Below are 18,782 nucleotides of genomic sequence, written 5' to 3' on the forward strand. Positions count from 1 at the left end.
AGTTAGCCATAATCTTCCGCTCGCCATTCGACGCCTGACGGTGTTAGCTGTGGCAAATGACGTAAGGTCAGTCGGGAGAGAAACGATGGCGAAACCGGGCAAAGCCGCGGACGCGGCCAAGGGCGGCAAACTGCCGCCGGCCAAGGAACTGCTCCAGTATTACCGCGACATGCTGCTGATCCGCCGCTTCGAAGAGAAGGCCGGCCAGTTATACGGCATGGGCCTGATCGGCGGCTTCTGCCATCTCTATATCGGCCAGGAAGCTGTCGTTGTCGGCCTGCAGGCCTGCGCCAAGCTCGGCGATGCCGTCATCACCTCCTACCGCGATCACGGCCACATGCTGGCGACCGGCATGGACCCGAAAGGCGTGATGGCTGAACTGACCGGTCGTGCCGGCGGCTATTCCAGGGGCAAGGGCGGCTCGATGCACATGTTCAGCCGCGAGAAGCATTTCTACGGCGGCCACGGCATCGTCGGCGCCCAGGTGCCGCTCGGCACCGGCCTCGCCTTCGCCCAGCGCTACAACAAGATCGACAACGTCACCTTCTGCTATTTCGGCGACGGCTCGGCCAATCAGGGCCAGGTCTACGAAAGCTTCAATATGGCCGAGCTGTGGAAGCTGCCGGTCATCTACGTGATCGAGAACAACCAGTATGCCATGGGCACCTCGGTGGCGCGCTCCTCGGCGCAGCCGGCGCTGCACAAGCGCGGCGAAAGCTTCGGCATCCAGGGTCGCCAGGTCGACGGCATGAGCGTCGTCGCGGTGAAGGAAGCTGGCGAAGAGGCCGTGGCGCATTGCCGCGCCGGCAAGGGGCCCGTGATCCTCGAAATGATGACCTATCGCTATCGCGGCCATTCGATGTCCGATCCGGCGAAATACCGCAGCAAGGATGAAGTGACCAAGATGCGCGCCGAGCATGATCCGATCGACCAGGTGCGTGCGTTGCTGCTCGGCAACAAGATGGTGGATGAAGACGCGCTGAAAGCCATCGACAAGCAGGTCAAGGACATCGTCCAGCAGGCCGCCGACTTCGCGCAGGAAAGCCCCGAGCCCGATCCGTCGGAGCTCTGGACTGACGTCTACGTCGAAGCTTAAGGCCGGGAGAGAAAACGATGTCGATTGAAATCCTGATGCCGGCCCTGTCGCCCACGATGACCGAGGGCAAGCTGGCCAAGTGGCATAAAAAAGAAGGCGACGAGGTCAAGGCCGGCGACATCATCGCCGAGATCGAGACCGACAAGGCGACGATGGAATTCGAAGCCGTCGATGAAGGCGTGCTGGAAAAGATCCTGGTCGCCGAGGGCAGCGAAGGCGTTGCCGTGAATACGCCGATTGCGTCGCTCCGTGGCGAAGGCGAAGAGGCTGCGCCGGCGAAGAAAGAAGAGAAAAAGGCCGAAGCTCCCAAGGCTGAAAAGAAGCAGCCGGAAGAAACCAAGGCCGTCGAGTCCGCAGTCACCGCGGCAAAGACGCCTGCACCTGAGCTGAAAGACCCCGCCATTCCCGAAGGCACGCAGTTCGTGTCGATGACGGTGCGCGAGGCGATCCGCGAAGGCATGTCGGAAGAGATGCGCCGCGACCCCAAGGTTTTCCTGATGGGCGAGGAAGTGGCGCAGTATCAGGGTGCCTACAAGATCAGCCAAGGCATGCTGGATGAATTCGGCCCCGACCGCGTGATCGATACGCCGATCACCGAGCAGGGCTTTGCCGGTCTCGGTGTCGGCGCCGCTTTCGGCGGCTTGCGTCCGATCGTCGAATTCATGACGTTTAACTTCTCAATGCAGGCCATCGACCAGATCGTCAATTCGGCGGCCAAGACGCTGTATATGTCGGGTGGCCAGATGGGCAGCCCCATCGTGTTCCGCGGCCCGAACGGCGCTGCGGCCCGCGTCGGCGCGCAGCATTCGCAATGCTATGCTGCCTGGTATTCGCATATCCCGGGCCTGAAAGTGGTGGCGCCATATTCTGCTGCCGACTTCAAGGGCCTGATCAAGGCGGCGATCCGCGATCCGAATCCTGTCATCTTCCTGGAAAACGAAATCCTCTACGGTCGCAGCTTCGAGGTGCCGAAACTGGACGATTACGTCGTGCCGATCGGCAAGGCGCGTGTCGCTCGCGAAGGCAAGGATGTCACGCTGGTGGGTTATTCCATCGCGGTCGGCCATGCGCTGGCGGCGGCCGAGAAGCTGGCGGAAGAGGGCATCGAGGCCGAGGTGATCGACCTGCGCACCATCCGCCCGATGGACCACGAGACCATCATCAGGTCGGTGCAGAAGACCAACCGCATCGTCACGGTGGAGGAGGGCTTCCCGCAGTCTGGCATCGGCGCCGAAATCGCCGCCGTGATCATGGAAAAGGCCTTCGATCATCTCGATGCGCCGGTGGTGCGCGTGCATGGCAAGGATGTGCCGATGCCCTATGCCGCCAATCTGGAAAAGCTGGCGCTGGTCACGGTGCCGGAAATCGTCGCAGCGGCGAAAGCCGTCTGCTACCGCAAGTAAGGAGGGCCGAAGGATGCCGATCGATATCCTGATGCCGGCCCTCTCGCCCACGATGACCGAGGGCAAGCTGGCCAAGTGGCACAAGCAGGAAGGCGACGAGATCAAGGCCGGTGACATCATTGCCGAGATCGAGACCGACAAGGCGACGATGGAATTCGAAGCCGTCGACGAGGGCAAGCTCGGCAAGATCCTGGTCGCCGAAGGCTCTGAGGGCGTTGCTGTGAACACGCCGATTGCCGTGCTGCTGGAAGAGGGCGAAAGCGCCTCTGACGTGAAGGCTGCACCGAAGAAGGAAGAGAAGAAGCCTGAGCCCAAGGCTGAGGCTCCGAAGCAGGAAGAGAAGAAGGCCGAGGCACCGAAGGCCGCCGAAAAACCGGCTGCTGCTCCCGCGCCCGCTGCGAAAAGCGGTGATCGCGTCTTCGCCTCCCCGCTGGCCCGCCGTATGGCCGACCAGGCCGGCATCGACCTGAAAGCCGTGCAGGGCAGCGGTCCGCATGGCCGCATCGTCAAGGCCGACGTGGAGAAGGCCCCGAAAGGCAGCGCAGCAGCTCCGGCGGCTGCGGCCGGCAAGACAGCGGCTCCGGTGGCCAGCGGCCCCGGCGCGCGTCAACTCGCCGACCTGCTCAAGATGCCCTACAAGCTGGAACCGTTGTCGGGGATGCGCAGGACCATCGCGCGCCGCCTGACCGAGTCCAAGCAGACGGTGCCGCATTTCTATCTGACCATCGACACCGAGATCGACGAGCTGCTGTCGCTTCGCAAGCGGCTCAACGACAAGACCGATGCCAAGATCAGCGTGAATGATTTTGTCATCCGTGCCGTGGCGCTGGCCCTGAAGAAAGTACCGACCGCCAATGCCTCTTATGACGATAGCGGCATGATGTATTACGAACATGCCGATATCTCCGTCGCCGTGGCGACACCGAACGGCCTGATCACCCCGATCATCAAGCAGGCAGAGGGCAAGGGCCTGACGCAGATTGCGAGCGAGATGAAGGACCTTGCTGCCCGCGCCCGCGATGGCAAGCTGAAGCCTGACGAATTCCAGGGCGGCACCTTCTCGATCTCGAATCTCGGCATGTTCGGCATCAAGCAGTTCGAGGCGGTGATCAATCCGCCGCAGGGCTGCATCCTTGCCATCGGCATGGGCGAACAGCGTCCAGTGGTGAAGAACGGCCAGATCGTGCCCGCCACGATCATGACCTGCACGCTGTCGGTCGATCATCGCGCGGTGGACGGCGCGGTGGGCGCGCAGTTCCTGCAGGCCTTCAAGGGCTTCATCGACGACCCGCTCACCATGCTGCTGTGAGGCAGTGACGATGGCTGAAGCGAAAGTCGCAATCGTTACCGGCGCCGGCAAGGGTATGGGCGCCGGCATCCTGAAGAAGCTCGCCGCTGACGGCTATAAAGTCGCGGCGATGTCGCCCTCGGGCGCCGCCAAGACTCTCGCCGAGAGTCTCGGTGGCGTCGGCACGGCGGGATCGAATGCCAGGGCGGAAGACGTCAAGGCGCTGGTCGATCTCACGCTCTCGAAATACGGCCGGATCGATGCGGTGGTGAACAACACCGGCCATCCGCCCAAGGGCAAGCTGCTCGAACTAGATGACGCTGCCTGGACCACCGGGTTCGAACTGGTGCATCTGGCAGTGATCCGCATGGTGCGGCTGGTGACGCCAGTGATGCTGCAGCAGAAGACGGGCGGCGCTTTCGTCAACCTGCTGACCTACGCGACGTTTGAGCCTGAAAGCGATTTCCCGATCTCGGGCCCAGTGCGCGCCGCGGTGGCGGCATTCTCGAAAGTCTATGCCGACCAGTATGCGGCGCAGGGCATTCGCATGAACAATGTGCTGCCCGGCTTCATCGACAGTCTGCCGGCCAAGGACGAGCGCGTCGCGCGCATTCCGATGAAACGCTACGGCACGGTGCGCGAGATCGCAGACACCGTCGCCTTCCTGCTGTCGGAGCAGGCAAGCTACATCACCGGTCAGAATATCCGCGTCGACGGCGGCATCACGCGGTCTGTTTGAGAAGAGGCTCCCATGGCTGATACCAGTTTCGATCTGATCGTCGTCGGCAGCGGCCCGGGCGGCTACACCACCGCCATCCGCGGCGCCCAGCTCGGCATGAAGACCGCGATCATCGAACGCGAGCATCTTGGCGGCATCTGCCTGAACTGGGGTTGTATCCCGACCAAGGCTTTGCTGCGCTCGGCGGAGATTTACTCGAACATCAAACATGCCGAAGCTTTCGGTTTCACCGTCGAAGGCAAAGTCAGCATCGACACCAAGAAGGTGGTCGAGCGGTCGCGCAAGGTGGCCGCGCAGCTGTCGGGCGGCGTGAAGCACCTGATGAAGAAGAACAAGATCACGGTCTTCGACGGCCATGGTATTCTCAATGGTGCCGGCAAGGTGAAAGTCACCAAGGATGACAAGCCGGTCGCCGAGCTGACCGCCAAGCACATCATCCTCGCCACCGGCGCGCGTGCGCGATCGCTGCCCGGCCTGGAGCCAGATGGCAAGCTGGTCTGGACCTACAAGGAAGCCATGGTGCCGCCGGCGCTGCCGAAGAGCCTGCTCGTCATCGGCTCGGGCGCCATCGGTATCGAATTCGCCAGCTTCTATCGCCAGCTTGGGTCGGACGTCACTGTCGTCGAAGTGATGGACCGCGTGCTGCCGGTCGAGGATGAGGAAATCTCGGGCCTGGCCAAAAAGGCTTTCGAGAAGCAGGGTATGAAAATCCATCTCGGCACGACTGTGACGGCGCTCAAGAAGGGCATCGATACCGTCACCGCCGTGCTGAAGGACAAGGCCGGCAAGGAATCCGAGATCACGGTCGAGCGCGTGATCCTCGCCGTCGGTATTGTCGGCAATGTTGAAAACATCGGGCTTGAGACCACCAAAGTGAAGGTCGAGAAGACCCATGTGGTGACGGATGAATACAGCCGCACGGCGGAGCCGGGCATCTATGCCATCGGCGACCTGACCGGCCCGCCCTGGCTGGCGCACAAGGCTGGCCATGAAGGCGTGATCTGCGTCGAGAAGATCGCTGGCGAGAAGGACGTACATCCGCTCAACGTCTCCAACATTCCGGGCTGCACGTATTGTACGCCGCAGATCGCCAGCGTCGGCCTGACTGAGGCGGCGGCCAAGGCCAAGGGCCACGAGGTTCGCGTCGGCCGCTATCCTTTCATGGCGAATGGCAAGGCCATCGCGCTGGGCGAGCCGGAAGGCCTGGTCAAGACGGTGTTCGACAAGAAGACCGGCGAGCTGCTCGGCGCCCATATGATCGGCGCCGAAGTGACCGAGATGATCCAGGGTTTCGGTATTGCCAAGACGCTGGAAACAACGGAAGCCGAGCTGATGCATGCCATTTTCCCGCATCCGACACTGTCGGAAATGATGCATGAATCGGTGCTGGACGCTTACGGCAAGGCGCTGAATTTCTAGGATTCCCGGGCTGGTGCCCAGGCGGGGGCTTTTCTGTATACTGCCTGGGCGCTACCTCAGTCCCAGTGGTAGGTAAAAGGGTTCAGTCGTGACCATCAACGTTCATCCCCTGCCGGTCCGCCATCCCGAGAAGGCTCACAAGCCCGACACGCCGATGCTGCGCAAGCCGGACTGGATCCGCGTAAAAGCGCCAACCTCGGCGGAAGCCGCCGAGACGCGCCGGCTGATGCGCGAACTGAAGCTGCATACCGTCTGCGAAGAAGCTGCCTGTCCGAATCTGGGCGAATGCTGGAAGCAGAAACACGCCACCTTCATGATCCTGGGCGCGATCTGCACCCGGGCCTGCGCCTTCTGCAATGTCGCCACCGGCAAGCCGCTGCCGACTGACCCGGATGAGCCGAAGAATGTCGCGGAGGCTGTCGGCCAGCTCGGCCTGCATCATGTGGTGATCACCTCGGTCGACCGCGACGATCTGGAGGATGGCGGTGCGATGCAGTTCATCCGCACCATCGAAGAAATCCGCAAGGCTTCGCCCACCACCACGATTGAGATTCTCACGCCCGATTTCATCCGCAAGCCCGGCGCCATCGAGGCGGTGGTCGCCGCCAGGCCGGACGTCTTCAACCACAATCTCGAGACTGTGCCGCGGCTCTATCCGAACATCCGGCCGGGCGCGCGCTATTTCAATTCGCTGCAACTGCTGGCGCGAGTGAAGGAACTCGATCCGGCGATGTTCACCAAGTCTGGCTTGATGGTGGGCCTGGGCGAAGAGAAGATCGAGATCATGCAGGTCATGGATGACATGCGCGCCGCCGATGTCGACTTCATCACCATCGGCCAGTATCTGCAGCCGACCCGCAAGCATGCCGAGGTGAAGAGCTTCGTCACGCCCGATGAGTTCGCCACCTATACCACGATCGCCAATGCCAAGGGTTTTCTGATGGTGTCAGCCTCGCCGCTGACGCGCTCTTCGCATCACGCCGGCGACGACTTTGCCCGTCTGCGCGCCGCTCGCGAAGCCAAGTTCGCGGCCAAGTCGGCTTAAGCAGCCTGTGCCGACCCACGCCGAAAAACGCATCCTGCCGTATCGGCCCGACCAGCTGTATGCGCTGGTTGCCGGGATTGAACACTATCCGAAATTCCTGCCCTGGTGTGTCGGTGCCCGCATTCGTGAGCGCACCACCAATATGGTGGTGGCCGATCTGATCATCGGCTTCAAGGTGTTCCGCGAACGCTTCACCAGCCGGGTGACGCTCGACCCCGAGGGCAGGCGGATCGACGTCGAATATACCGACGGGCCATTCAAATACCTGAAGAATCACTGGATCTTCCACCCGCATCCGCAGGGCTGCGAGATCGAGTTCTATGTCGATTTCGAGTTTCGTTCGAAATTGCTGCAAAAAACCATCGAGCTGCTGTTCAACGAAGCCGTCAAACGCATGGTTGCCGCCTTTGAGACGCGGGCGAAGCAGCTTTACGGCGAGAATGGATTATCCCTGCCGCCCAATGCTACGATCACGGCACTCTGACCCGGTTCGGCCGTTACTGCTGAACCCTTGAAGGAGTTCAGTATGGTGGCCTTGCCTACGCTTCCCAATATCTCGATTTCCGGCACGTTGCTGGAGCGCGGCCTGCGCAGCCTGGTCGGCGCCTGGCGCGGTATTGCCGGCGGCGACGAAACTGCCCAACTGGCCCGTGACGGCCTGACCGATCCGAAAGGCGTCGAACGCCTGCGCGCATTGTTCGTCGAATGTCTGGAAGCGCGGGGCGGTGAAGTGTCGGCCCGCGCCCGTGCGGCGGCGCTCGGTCGGCTCTATCTGGGTTTCGACGATGCCGGCAAGAAGGCCTTCCTGCAGGCACTGGCCAATGGTTTCTCCGCCGATGAAGTGGCCTTGGACAAGGCCATCGCCGATGTGCAGCGTGCCGCCGAGCCGGCAACCCGGCACAAGGCGCAGCGCGTGTTGCGGGCGGCGCTGACGCCGCCGCGACAGCGGCTGCTCACCCAGTTCACGGCGCTGCCGCAGGGCGTGAAATTCCTGGTCGACATGCGCGCCGACGCCCTGCGCTTCCGCAAGGAAGCACCCGAGCTGGCCATCGTCGAGGCTGGTCTGGAAGACCTGTTCGTGGGCTGGTTCGATGTTGGCTTCCTCGAACTGCAGCGCATCTCGTGGAATAGCCCTGCGGCTTTGCTGGAAAAGCTGATCGCCTACGAAGCCGTGCATGCCATCGAAAGCTGGGACGACCTGCGCAACCGGCTCGATGCCGACCGGCGCTGCTACGCCTTCTTCCATCCACGCATGCCGCTGGAGCCGTTGATCTTCGTCGAGGTCGCGCTGGTCAGGGGCATAGCCGGCAATGTGCAGGCGTTGCTTGATCAGGCGCAGCCGGTGATGGACCCGCAGGAGGCCGACACGGCGATCTTCTATTCGATTTCCAACACGCAGACCGGCCTGCGCGGCATTTCGTTTGGCAACTTCCTGATCAAGCGCGTGGTGGATGATCTCAGTCGCGACCTGCCGAATCTGAAGCAGTTCTCGACCTTGTCGCCGATCCCCGGTTTCCGCAAATGGCTGGAAGAGACGGTAACCGAGGGCACACCCGATCTGGTCGATGGGCGCGCCCGTGACGATCTGAGCCATGCGCTGGGCCAGCGGTTTGCCAAGGGTATGCTGCCGACGCTGCTGAAGGATCACGCCTGGACCGACAATGCAGCGCTGACCGATGCGCTGAAGCCGGTTCTGCTGCGGCTGAGTGCGCGCTACCTGCTCAGCACCGACAAGAAGAACAAGCCGCTCGATCCGGTGGCGCGTTTTCATTTGAGCAACGGCGCCGAAGTGTATCGCCTTAACTGGATGGGCGACCGTTCGCGTAACGGCCTGAAACAGTCGGCCGGCCTGATGGTGAACTATCTTTACCGGCTGGACGATATCGACCAGAATCATGAGCGCTTCGTGCACGATGGCACGATTGCCGCCTCGGGCGAGGTGCGCCGCCAGGCTGACTTCTGATCAGTCTTTGCTGGCGATCATCTGCGAGAGCATTTCGCCAGCGAGGTTGAGCGCGTCTTCCACCGTGGCGAGGCGTACGGCGCTGCGGCCAGTCTCGCCATAGGTCATGCGTTGATGCATGGTTTCCTGGCCATGCGCGGCGACTGCGATATGCACCAGCCCGACCGGCTTGGTCGGTGTACCGCCGCCGGGACCGGCGATGCCGGTGCAGGCAATCGCGATATCGGCATTACTCTTGCGCAAGGCACCTTCCGCCATCGCACGCGCGACAGGTTCAGAAACCGCGCCATGGCCGGCGACGATCTCGGCCGGCACGCCGAGCGCATAAATCTTGGCATCGTTCGAGTAGGTGACATAGCCGCGCTCGACCACATCCGACGAGCCGGCGATCTCGGTCAGCGTGGCCGCGATCAGCCCGCCAGTGCAGGATTCCGCCGTGGCCAGCATCACCTTCGCGTCGCGGCAGCGTTGCAGCAGGGTTTCGGCGAGGCGAAGCAGAGTGTCGTCCATGATCAGGCCCAGAAGAAATGTACGACCAGCAGCATGACGATCATGCCGTAGAGTCCGGCGAAGAGGTCGTCGATCAGCACGCCCGGGGCGCCGGTCAGGGTGTTATCGGCCCAGGAGGCCGGCCAGATTTTCGTCGTGTCGAAGAAACGGAAGACAGCAAAGCCGATCAGATACAGTACCGGATCGGGCGGCACGAAGATCAGTGTCAGCCACTGACCGGCCACTTCGTCGATCACCACTTCGCCCGGATCCTCGCCGGGCCAGCGGACGAGGAACAGCCGGATCGCCCAGAGTGCGACCAGGGCGATCACCGCGGCCGCAACAGCAACCGCCCACCAGCCGCCATAGATCTGCAGGAACCACGCGAACGGCAGCGCCCCGGCCGAGCCCCAGGTGCCCGGCGCCGGCTTCATCTTGCCGAGGCCGAACCAGGTGCAGAGTACGAAGGGCAGCGCGTACATGTTCATGCTGGCAGCCGTACGGTTGCGATGGCCTGCGCGGCGATGCCTTCACGCCGGCCGGTGAAGCCGAGTTTTTCCGTCGTCGTCGCTTTCACGCTGACACGGTCGATCGTGACACCGGCGATCACCGCGATGCGTGCGCGCATGGCGTCGCGATGCGGCCCGATCTTCGGTGCCTCGCAGATGATGGTGACATCGCAATGCGCCAGCATGCCGCCGCGCTTCGTCACCAGATCGACGGCATATTTCAGGAAGGCAGCGCTGTCAGCATTCTTCCAGCGCGAGTCAGACGGTGGGAAATGCTGGCCGATATCGCCGTCGCCCAATGCGCCGAGGATCGCATCGGTCAGCGCATGCAGCGCGACATCGGCATCGGAATGGCCGGCGAGGCCCTTGTCATGCGGGATCACCAGGCCGCCGATGGTCAGCTTTCGACCGGCCTCGTCGCTGAAGGCATGCACGTCGAACCCCTGGCCGGTGCGGATATCGCCCAGCCGCTGCATCAGCTGGCGTTCGGCACGGGCGAAGTCATCCGGTTCGGTCACTTTGAAATTCTCCTCACTGCCCGGCACCAGCTTCACAGCGAGGCCGGCCTGTTCGGCGACCGCGGCATCGTCGGTCAGCGCCAGGCCGGCGCATTGCCGATGCGCGGTCAGGATATCGGCGAAGCGAAACGCTTGCGGGGTCTGAACCCGCCACAGGCCCTGACGCTCCACGCCGCTGCGGGCATAGCCGCCGTCATCACGTTTCAAGGTATCGACCACCGGGATGGCCAACACGGCGCCGGGAGCCTGGGCCAGCATCTCGATCAGGCGGTCAATATGAATATGCCTAATAAATGGGCGTGCTGCATCATGAATAAGCACATGATTGGGCTGATCCTGTGCCAAAGCCTCCAAGCCGAGCCGGACGCTGTCCTGCCGGGCGGCACCACCCAGGCTGGGCGGAGAGAGGCGGGGATGGCCGGTCAGATCGCCGATGGCCTCGGCATAGGCCTGCGAATCATCGGGGTGGATCACAACCGCGACCCGTGCTACAGCCGCGTACCCCAGCAGGGTCTCAAGGCTGTAGCGCAACAAGGGCTTTCCCCCAAGCATTTGGTACTGCTTGGGTTTTTCTCCGCCGGCGCGGCTGCCGCGACCGGCCGCAACGATCAGCGCGGCGGTTGTCATCTCAGGCAACCTAACCGAGCCGGATCGGCGAGGCAAAGGCCGGGTGTGGCGGCATTCGGAAGGATGTTGCAGCGCAGTAAAAAACTCATTATTCTGACCAACAACTGGGCAATCCCAAGAATTGTGTAAAAAATGAGCATTCACGTCGGTCCCGTCACCATCGCTGATCCGGTCATCCTGGCTCCCATGTCGGGAGTCTCGGACCTGCCGTTCCGCCGCCTCGTCAAACGCAGCGGTGCAGGCCTCGTCGTCTCTGAAATGATCGCTTCCGAAGCCATGGTGCGCGCCTCGCGCCAGTCGCTGAAGATGGCCGAGAATGTGCCGGAAGAATTCCCGATGTCGGTGCAGCTTGCCGGCTGCGAAGGCCATGTGATGGCCGAGGCTGCGAAGCTGAATGAAGACAGCGGCGCCGCCATTATCGACATCAACATGGGCTGCCCGGTGAAGAAGGTGGTCAACGGCCATGCCGGTTCCGCACTGATGCGCGACCTCGAGCATGCCAGGACGCTGCTGACCGCGACCGTGAAGGCCGTGAAGCTGCCGGTGACCTTGAAGATGCGTACCGGCTGGGACGATGCCAACCGCAATGCGCCGGAACTGGCGAAGATCGCTGAAGGCGAGGGCATCCGGATGCTCACCGTGCATGGTCGCACGCGCAATCAGTTATATAACGGCCATGCCGATTGGGCCTTCGTGCGCAAGGTGAAGGAAGCTACCAAGCTGCCGGTGATCGTCAATGGCGATATCACCACGCTGGACGAAGCCAAGACTGCACTGGAGCATTCAGGCGCCGATGGCGTGATGATCGGCCGCGGTGCCTATGGTCGGCCGTGGTTCCTGCGCCAGGTGATCGAATTCCTCAAGACCGGCGAACGTCTGCCCGACCCGGCGCTGGCCGAGCAGCAGACCACTGTGCTGGAGCATTACGACGCCATGCTGGCTCATTACGGCGTCTCGACCGGCCTGAAGATCGGCCGCAAGCATGTCGCCTGGTATTCCAAGGGCCTGCCGGGCTCGGCCGACTTCCGCACCCGCATCATGCAGCTGGAAGAGCCGCATCGGGTCCGCGATGCGATCCATGATTTCTATGCGCCGCAGCTGGACCGGCTGGCTGCATGATGGCGTCGGCAGACAGCTACGAAAGTAACGCCATCGACGCTGCCCAGGTACTGGGCGCCATTCCCAATCCCATCCTCGTTGTCGGCCGCCAGGGCGACATCTCTTACGCCAATCCTGCCGCGGAACAGTTCTTCGACAGCGGCGCGGCCGTGCTGTGCCGTCAGAACCTGCGCGATCTGGTGCCGTTCGGCAGCCCGGTGCTGCAGCTGTTTGCGCAGGTATTCCGCGAGCGCTACAGCGTGGCGGAATACGACGTCGACCTCGGCTCGCCACGCATCGGCGAACGGCTGGTCGATGTGCAGGTTTCACCGGTGCCGGAAGCGCAGGACCATGTGATCGTGCGGCTGGACGAGCGCACCATGGCGGCCAGGATCGACCGCGCGCTGACCCATCGCGGCGCAGCCCGGTCTGTTACCGGTATGGCCGCCGTGCTGGCGCATGAAGTGAAAAATCCGCTCAGCGGCATCCGAGGCGCGGCGCAATTGCTCGAAGCCAATTGCAGCCAGGCCGACCGCGAACTGACGCGCCTGATCTGCGATGAGACCGACCGCATCTGTGCGCTGGTCGACAGCATGGAAGTGTTTTCCGACAAGCGCATTGAGCGCGGTCCGGTGAACATCCACCAGGTGCTGGAACATGTGCGCAAGGTGGCGCAGGCCGGTTTCGGCAAGACCGTGCGTTTTGTCGAACGCTACGATCCCTCGTTGCCACCTGTGAATGGCAGCCGCGACCAGCTGGTGCAGGTCTTCCTCAATCTGGTGAAAAACGCGGCCGAGGCGCTGGGCGACGATCCGAATGGGGAGATCATCCTCACCACGGCGTACCGCCATGGCGTGCGACTCGCTGTGGGCGGGTCGCGCGAGCGTCTGCACCTGCCACTGGAGGTGACGGTGCAGGATAACGGCCCCGGCGTGCCCGAGGACATCCGCCCTTACCTGTTCGATCCTTTCGTCTCCACCAAGGTCAGCGGTTCTGGCCTCGGTCTTGCATTGGTTGCCAAGATCATTGGCGATCACGGCGGCGTCATCGAATGTGACAGTCGCCCGCGCCGGACAGTTTTCAGTGCCCGCCTGCCAGTTCACAGCCTGGGGGCGGATGAAGCCGGAGAGTTTGACGAATGAGTAACAAGGGCACCATTCTCGTTGCCGACGATGATCGCTCGATCCGCACCGTCCTGGATCAGGCGCTGGGCCGCGTCGGCTATCAGGTGCGCTCGACCGGCAATGCTGCCACGCTCTGGCGCTGGGCGTCGGAAGGCGAGGGCGAGCTGATCATCACCGATGTGGTGATGCCCGACGAGAACGGCCTCGACCTGCTACCGCGCCTGAAGCGGATCCGCCCTGAACTGCCGATCATCGTGATGAGCGCGCAGAAGACGCTGCTGACCGCCGTCAAGGCGGCCGAACGCGGCGCCTACGATTATCTGCCCAAGCCGTTTGACCTGAAAGAACTGCTGCGCGTGGTCGAACGCGCGATGAACCAGCCCAAGCCGGTGCTGTCAGAAGAAGCCGAAGCGGCCGCGGACGAAGAGAAGCTGCCGCTGATCGGCCGCTCGCCGGCAATGCAGGAAATCTACCGTGTGATGGCGCGCCTGATGGGCACCGACCTCACCGTGCTGATCTATGGCGAGAGCGGCACTGGCAAGGAGCTGGTAGCGCGTGCGCTGCACGATTACGGCAAGCGCCGCAACGGGCCGTTCGTCGCCCTCAACATGGCCGCGATCCCGCGCGAACTGATTGAATCCGAATTGTTCGGCCATGAAAAAGGCGCTTTCACCGGCGCGGCCAATCGGTATGCCGGCCGTTTTGAACAGGCCGAGGGCGGCACACTGTTCCTTGATGAAATCGGTGACATGCCGATCGAAGCCCAGACGCGTCTGTTGCGCGTGCTGCAGCAGGGCGAATACACCACGGTAGGTGGCCGCACGCCGATCCGCACCGATGTACGCATTGTTGCCGCCACCAACCGCGACCTGCGGCAGGCGGTGAACCAGGGCCTGTTCCGCGAAGATCTGTTCTACCGCCTCAACGTTGTGCCGCTGCGCCTGCCGCCGCTGCGCGAGCGCAGCGACGACATCGCGGATCTGGTGCGCCATTTCCTGAATCAGTCGGCCGCACAGGGCTTGCCGACCAAGACGATCTCGGCCGATGCGATGGAGCGCATCCGCCGCTATCGCTGGCCCGGCAATGTGCGTGAACTCGAAAACCTGGTCCGCCGCCTGGCCGCGCTCTATGCCGACGACGTGATCGGCCTTGAGGTGATCGAGACCGAACTGGCCGAGCCGCCGCAGGCGCCGCGCAGCGCCGAGCCGAGCGAGGAAGAAACCCTCACGGGCAGCATCGAGCGGCACCTGACCACGTTCTTCTCGGCCCAGGGCGACGACCTGCCGCCGCCGGGCCTGTATGACCGTATGCTGCGCGAACTGGAAATCCCGTTGATCTCGCTCAGCCTGGCAGCGACCCGGGGCAACCAGATCAAGGCCGCGCATATGCTGGGCCTGAACCGCAATACGCTACGCAAGAAGATCCGCGACCATAACATCCAGGTGATCCGGGGCCTGAAATAGGCCCGGTTGCATTCCGGTTCGGGAATCGGCCGGAAAGCCGGCCTTAAACCGGTTAGGCGACAGCCCCGGAACGGGTGCCGGCCGGCTGCAGCTAGGCTATGATCTGCCGATGGCCGCGTATTCGATTCACAGAATATCTCACTGGGCATGACCCCCGACAGGGCAGGCGAGACCAGTCCCGCTTCCGGCGACGCCTCTGGCGCGACAGTTGAGACTGTCACGCCGGGCCGCCGGCTGCTGCGTAGTCTGCTCGACTGGTCGCGCCGACACCACCTGTTGCGCCAGCTTGAGATCGCGCTCGCCATTGCAGCGCTGGTGGCCGGTACACTGACCTATCTGGCGATGACACCAGGCGCCAACCGCGACCTGACGCCGCGCGAAGTCCAGATCCTGTTGCTGGCCGACCTGATCATCCTGCTCAGTCTGACCAGCCTTGTCGCCCGTCGCATGGTGGTACTGTGGATGCAGCGCCGGCGTGGTGCGGCCGGCTCGCGCCTGCACGCCCGCATGGTGATGCTGTTCGCCGGCGTCACGGCGTTGCCGACCGTGTTGATGACACTGTTCGCCGTGCTGTTCTTCAATCTCGGCCTGCAGACCTGGTTCAGCGAACGCGTCAATGCTGCTGTGAACGCGTCGGTGGCGATTGCCGAGGCCTATATCCAGGAGCACCGCAAGACCATCCGCGCCGACGTACTGGCCATGGCGGTCGATCTTAACCGTGCCGCGCCGAACCTGACACGCAACCCCTATGCCTTCCAGCAGGCGGTGCGCCAGCTCTCGCGTATCCGCGGCCTGGGCGAGGCCATCGTGTTTACTTCGACAGGCGAAATCCTTGCTCGTAACGAGCTCAGTCTGCTGATGGAATTCGACCGTGTGCCGCCGCGCGCCATCGAGGATGCCAATGCCGGCCAGGTGGTGATCATTACCGCCGAAACCGATGATCGTGTGCGCGCGCTGGTGCGACTCGACGGCTATCTCGATGCCTATCTTTATGTTGGTCGCTTCATCGATGCTAAGGTGCAGGCGGAACTGGAGCGCACACGGCAGGCGGCGCAGCAGTACAACCGTCTGGAACGCGCCCGTGCCACGCTGGAGATTAACTTCGCCATCCTGTTCCTGCTGGTTTCGCTGCTGCTGCTGCTGGCAGCCATCTGGTTCGCCTTGCTGATCGCCAATCGCCTCGTCACACCGATCGGCGAAGTGGTGACTGCGGCCGAACGCATCCGCGGTGGCGATCTGTCGGCGCGTGTCACCGAGCGCGCCGATGAAGATGAAATTGCCACACTGGGCCGTACCTTCAATCGCATGACCGGACAGCTGGCCGCGCAGCAGGCGGAACTGATCGCCGCGAACCGCCAGCTGGATGAACGTCGCCGGTTTACCGAAACCGTATTGTCCGGCGTGTCGGCCGGCGTGATCGGTGTCGATCCGCAGGGTATGGTGACACTGCCCAATCCGTCAGCGCAGATGATGTTGCAGCAAAGCTTTGGCGATATGGTCGGGCGGCCGTTCGTCGAAGTCGCGCCGGAGATGGCGGAATTGTTCAATCGGCTGGAGCAGCGTCCGGCCGAAGGTGTCGAACGCGGGCAGGTGGTGGTGCAGCGTGGCGATGGCGCGCGCACGCTGCTGGTGCGTGTTGCGCGCGAAGTCACCGACAACGAACTGCTCGGCTATGTCGCCACTTTCGATGATGTGTCCGAACTGGTGGCGGCGCAGCGCAATGCAGCCTGGGCCGATATCGCGCGCCGCATTGCGCATGAAATCAAAAATCCGCTCACTCCGATCCAGCTTTCGGCCGAGCGGCTGAAGCGTAAGTACATGAAGGAAGTGCAGACCGATCCGGAAATCTTCGCCCAGTGCACGGATACGATCATCCGCCAGGTTGGCGATATCGGCCGTATGGTGGATGAATTTTCCACCTTTGCGCGCATGCCGCGGCCAGTCTATCGCGAGGAAGACCTGACCCAGCTGCTACGCCAGGGCGTGTTCCTGCAGCAGGTGGCTCGCTCGGATATCCAGTTCGATATGGACCTGCCGTCGACGCCGGTGCGTATGAATGTGGATGCTCGCCAGCTGGCGCAGGTGTTCACCAATATCCTGCAGAATGCGGTGGATGCCATTGACGGGCGCGACCGCGTGCCCGGTTTGACCCCGCCGCTCGGCCATATTTCCGTCGGCCTGCGCGTGAATGGCGTCGTGGCGGATATCACGGTGCTGGACAATGGCCGCGGTCTGCCGGTCGAAAATCGCGATCGCCTGTTCGAGCCTTATGTCACCACGCGTACCAAGGGAACCGGACTTGGCCTTGCCATCGTGAAAAAGATCATCGAGGAGCATGGTGGCACCATTGCGCTGACCGATGCCACGCTGTTTGATCCGGCGCTGAAAAATGGTAGCTTGGCGCGCATTCACCTGCCGGGCGTCCTGTCCGGCGATCTGCCGGCGGAAAACGCGGCAGCCTCTGTTAGCGCGGAATCACAAACCACAGTGCGGAAGTTGTTAGGGTCGGGCGGTCATGGCGCGTGACATTCTCATCGTCGATGACGAAGCGGACATTCGTAATCTGATTGCAGGTATCCTGCAGGACGAGGGCTACGAAACCCGTATGGTGGGAGATTCCGACGGTGCGTTGCGCGAACTGGAAGCGCGGCGGCCGAGTGCGGTGATCCTCGACATCTGGCTGCAGGGCAGCAAGATGGACGGGCTGGAAATCCTCGACCGTATCATGCGGGATCACAGCAGTGTGCCAGTGATCATGATTTCGGGCCACGGCAATATCGAAACCGCCGTATCGGCGATCAAACGTGGCGCCTACGACTATATCGAGAAGCCTTTCAAGAGCGACCGCCTGCTGCTGCTGGTCGAGCGCGCGCTGGAACAGGCGCGCCTCAAGCGCGAGAACGAAGACTTGCGCCAGCGCTCAGGCAATATCGCCGAACTGATCGGTGCGTCGCCGGCCATCGTCGCCCTGCGTCAGGCCATCGAACGGATCGCGCCGACCAATAGCCGCGTACTGATCTCCGGCCCGCCGGGTGCGGGCAAGGAACTGGTCGCGCGGCTGCTGCATCAACGCTCGCGCCGCGCCGGCGGGCCTTTCGTGCTGCTGAACGTGGCTGCGATGACGGCAGACAGCATCGAGCGTCAACTGTTTGGCATCGAAGAACAGATCAATGGCCAGCGCCAGCACAAGATCGGTGTGCTGGAAGAGGCGCATGGCGGCACACTGTTCATCGACGAAGTGGCGGAGATGTCGCCCGAGGCGCAGGCCAAGCTGCTGCGCGTGCTGACCGAGCAGAGCTTCGAGCGCGTCGGCGGCCGCACCCGAGTGCAGGTCGATGTGCGCATTATATCTGGCACGGTGCATGATCTGACGGTGCGCGTCGGGCAGAGCCAGTTCCGGCAGGATCTGTTCCATCGCCTTAATGTCGTCCCATTGAAAGTGCCGGCATTGCGCGACCGCCGCGAAGATATTCCGATGCTGGCCAGACAGTTCATCCTGATCGAGGCCCAGCGTCAGGGTGTCTCGGTGCGGGAGCTAGCCGAAGATGCACTGCTCGCCCTGCAGTCCGCCGAATGGCCCGGCAATGTGCGCGAGCTGCGTAACGCCATCGCCCGTCTGCTGATCATGCTGCCGGCCGACCAGAAGAACGCGGCGATCCATGCCGATATGATGCCGTCCGATCTCGGTGCCACGCCGCCGGTGGCGCTGCGGCCTGAAACCACTACCGAGGTGATGGGCCTGCCGCTGCGCGATGCACGCGAGATGTTCGAGCGCGAATACCTGCTGGCGCAGATCACCCGTTTCGGCGGCAATGTTTCGCGCACCGCCAGCTTCATAGGCATGGAACGTTCGGCGCTGCACCGCAAGCTGAAGGCGCTCGGAGTGATCACTCTCGACCGCAACGGCGGCTAGGAATGGTCGCGCCATGAAAGTCATTGTCTGCGGCGCCGGCCTGGTCGGGTCCACCATCGCGCGCCAGCTTGCCGCCGAAGGCAACGAA

Annotated in this window: 16 protein-coding genes; 13 read left to right on the top strand and 3 right to left on the bottom strand. The window is 62.9% G+C overall.

Features of this window, described 5'->3' with window-relative positions:
- Positions 1–85: 85 nt before the first annotated feature.
- From pdhA to CTR53_RS10640, 8 genes are all read left to right on the top strand, one after another.
- The gene (gene pdhA, locus CTR53_RS10605) at positions 86–1,096 is read left to right on the top strand and encodes a pyruvate dehydrogenase (acetyl-transferring) E1 component subunit alpha (RefSeq protein WP_290812608.1); all 1,011 of its coding nucleotides are present in this window, start codon (positions 86–88) and stop codon (positions 1,094–1,096) included.
- Positions 1,097–1,113: 17 nt separating this feature from the next.
- On the top strand, positions 1,114–2,499 hold the full coding sequence (locus CTR53_RS10610; RefSeq protein WP_290812611.1) for a pyruvate dehydrogenase complex E1 component subunit beta: 1,386 nt from the start codon (positions 1,114–1,116) through the stop codon (positions 2,497–2,499).
- A gap of 13 nt (positions 2,500–2,512) precedes the next feature.
- Positions 2,513–3,808, top strand: coding sequence for a pyruvate dehydrogenase complex dihydrolipoamide acetyltransferase (locus CTR53_RS10615; RefSeq protein WP_290812613.1), 1,296 nt, complete (start codon positions 2,513–2,515; stop codon positions 3,806–3,808).
- 10 nt (positions 3,809–3,818) lie between these two features.
- Complete coding sequence (locus CTR53_RS10620; RefSeq protein ID WP_290812616.1) at positions 3,819–4,526, top strand: SDR family oxidoreductase; 708 nt, start codon at positions 3,819–3,821, stop codon at positions 4,524–4,526.
- A gap of 12 nt (positions 4,527–4,538) precedes the next feature.
- Entirely contained in the window at positions 4,539–5,945 is a 1,407-nt protein-coding gene (lpdA, locus tag CTR53_RS10625; RefSeq protein WP_290812619.1) for a dihydrolipoyl dehydrogenase, read from the top strand.
- Positions 5,946–6,033: 88 nt separating this feature from the next.
- A complete protein-coding gene (lipA, locus tag CTR53_RS10630) occupies positions 6,034–6,990 on the top strand; it encodes a lipoyl synthase (protein WP_290812622.1) in 957 nt (318 codons plus the stop codon).
- Positions 6,991–6,997: 7 nt separating this feature from the next.
- Positions 6,998–7,474 (top strand): type II toxin-antitoxin system RatA family toxin, encoded by a 477-nt coding sequence (locus CTR53_RS10635; RefSeq protein ID WP_290812625.1) that lies wholly within the window; start codon positions 6,998–7,000, stop codon positions 7,472–7,474.
- A gap of 42 nt (positions 7,475–7,516) precedes the next feature.
- The gene (locus CTR53_RS10640) at positions 7,517–8,953 is read left to right on the top strand and encodes a malonyl-CoA decarboxylase (RefSeq protein ID WP_290812628.1); all 1,437 of its coding nucleotides are present in this window, start codon (positions 7,517–7,519) and stop codon (positions 8,951–8,953) included.
- Here the strand turns inward: CTR53_RS10640 and CTR53_RS10645 are convergent, their stop codons facing one another.
- Genes CTR53_RS10645 through CTR53_RS10655 form a run of 3 tightly spaced genes read right to left on the bottom strand, consistent with a single transcriptional unit; the run spans position 8,954 to position 11,096 of the window.
- Positions 8,954–9,463 carry a CinA family protein gene (locus CTR53_RS10645; RefSeq protein WP_290812631.1) on the bottom strand — a complete coding sequence of 170 codons (510 nt, stop codon included), beginning with the start codon at positions 9,461–9,463 and terminating at the stop codon, positions 8,954–8,956. It abuts the gene before it with no gap.
- Between the two features lie 2 nt (positions 9,464–9,465).
- Positions 9,466–9,930: a phosphatidylglycerophosphatase A gene (locus CTR53_RS10650; protein WP_290812634.1), complete on the bottom strand. Its 465-nt coding sequence runs from the start codon at positions 9,928–9,930 to the stop codon at positions 9,466–9,468.
- Positions 9,927–11,096 carry a bifunctional 2-C-methyl-D-erythritol 4-phosphate cytidylyltransferase/2-C-methyl-D-erythritol 2,4-cyclodiphosphate synthase gene (locus tag CTR53_RS10655; RefSeq protein WP_290812638.1) on the bottom strand — a complete coding sequence of 390 codons (1,170 nt, stop codon included), beginning with the start codon at positions 11,094–11,096 and terminating at the stop codon, positions 9,927–9,929. The genes CTR53_RS10650 and CTR53_RS10655 overlap by 4 nt, the downstream gene beginning before the upstream one ends.
- A 132-nt stretch (positions 11,097–11,228) precedes the next feature.
- Between CTR53_RS10655 and dusB the strand changes: the two genes are divergently transcribed.
- From dusB to CTR53_RS10680, 5 genes are all read left to right on the top strand, one after another.
- Positions 11,229–12,215 (top strand): tRNA dihydrouridine synthase DusB, encoded by a 987-nt coding sequence (gene dusB / locus CTR53_RS10660; RefSeq protein WP_290812640.1) that lies wholly within the window; start codon positions 11,229–11,231, stop codon positions 12,213–12,215.
- Positions 12,212–13,336, top strand: coding sequence for an ATP-binding protein (locus tag CTR53_RS10665; RefSeq protein WP_290812643.1), 1,125 nt, complete (start codon positions 12,212–12,214; stop codon positions 13,334–13,336). Before dusB ends, CTR53_RS10665 begins: the two co-directional genes overlap by 4 nt.
- The gene (gene ntrC / locus CTR53_RS10670) at positions 13,333–14,781 is read left to right on the top strand and encodes a nitrogen regulation protein NR(I) (RefSeq protein ID WP_290812646.1); all 1,449 of its coding nucleotides are present in this window, start codon (positions 13,333–13,335) and stop codon (positions 14,779–14,781) included. Before CTR53_RS10665 ends, ntrC begins: the two co-directional genes overlap by 4 nt.
- Positions 14,782–14,928: 147 nt before the next feature.
- A complete protein-coding gene (locus tag CTR53_RS10675; RefSeq protein WP_290812648.1) occupies positions 14,929–17,307 on the top strand; it encodes a PAS domain-containing sensor histidine kinase in 2,379 nt (792 codons plus the stop codon).
- Complete coding sequence (locus CTR53_RS10680) at positions 17,297–18,694, top strand: sigma-54 dependent transcriptional regulator (protein WP_290812651.1); 1,398 nt, start codon at positions 17,297–17,299, stop codon at positions 18,692–18,694. The genes CTR53_RS10675 and CTR53_RS10680 overlap by 11 nt, the downstream gene beginning before the upstream one ends.
- The last annotated feature ends 88 nt before the right edge of the window (positions 18,695–18,782 follow it).

This window comes from Ferrovibrio sp. (genome assembly GCF_002796975.1).
Lineage (GTDB): Bacteria > Pseudomonadota > Alphaproteobacteria > Ferrovibrionales > Ferrovibrionaceae > Ferrovibrio.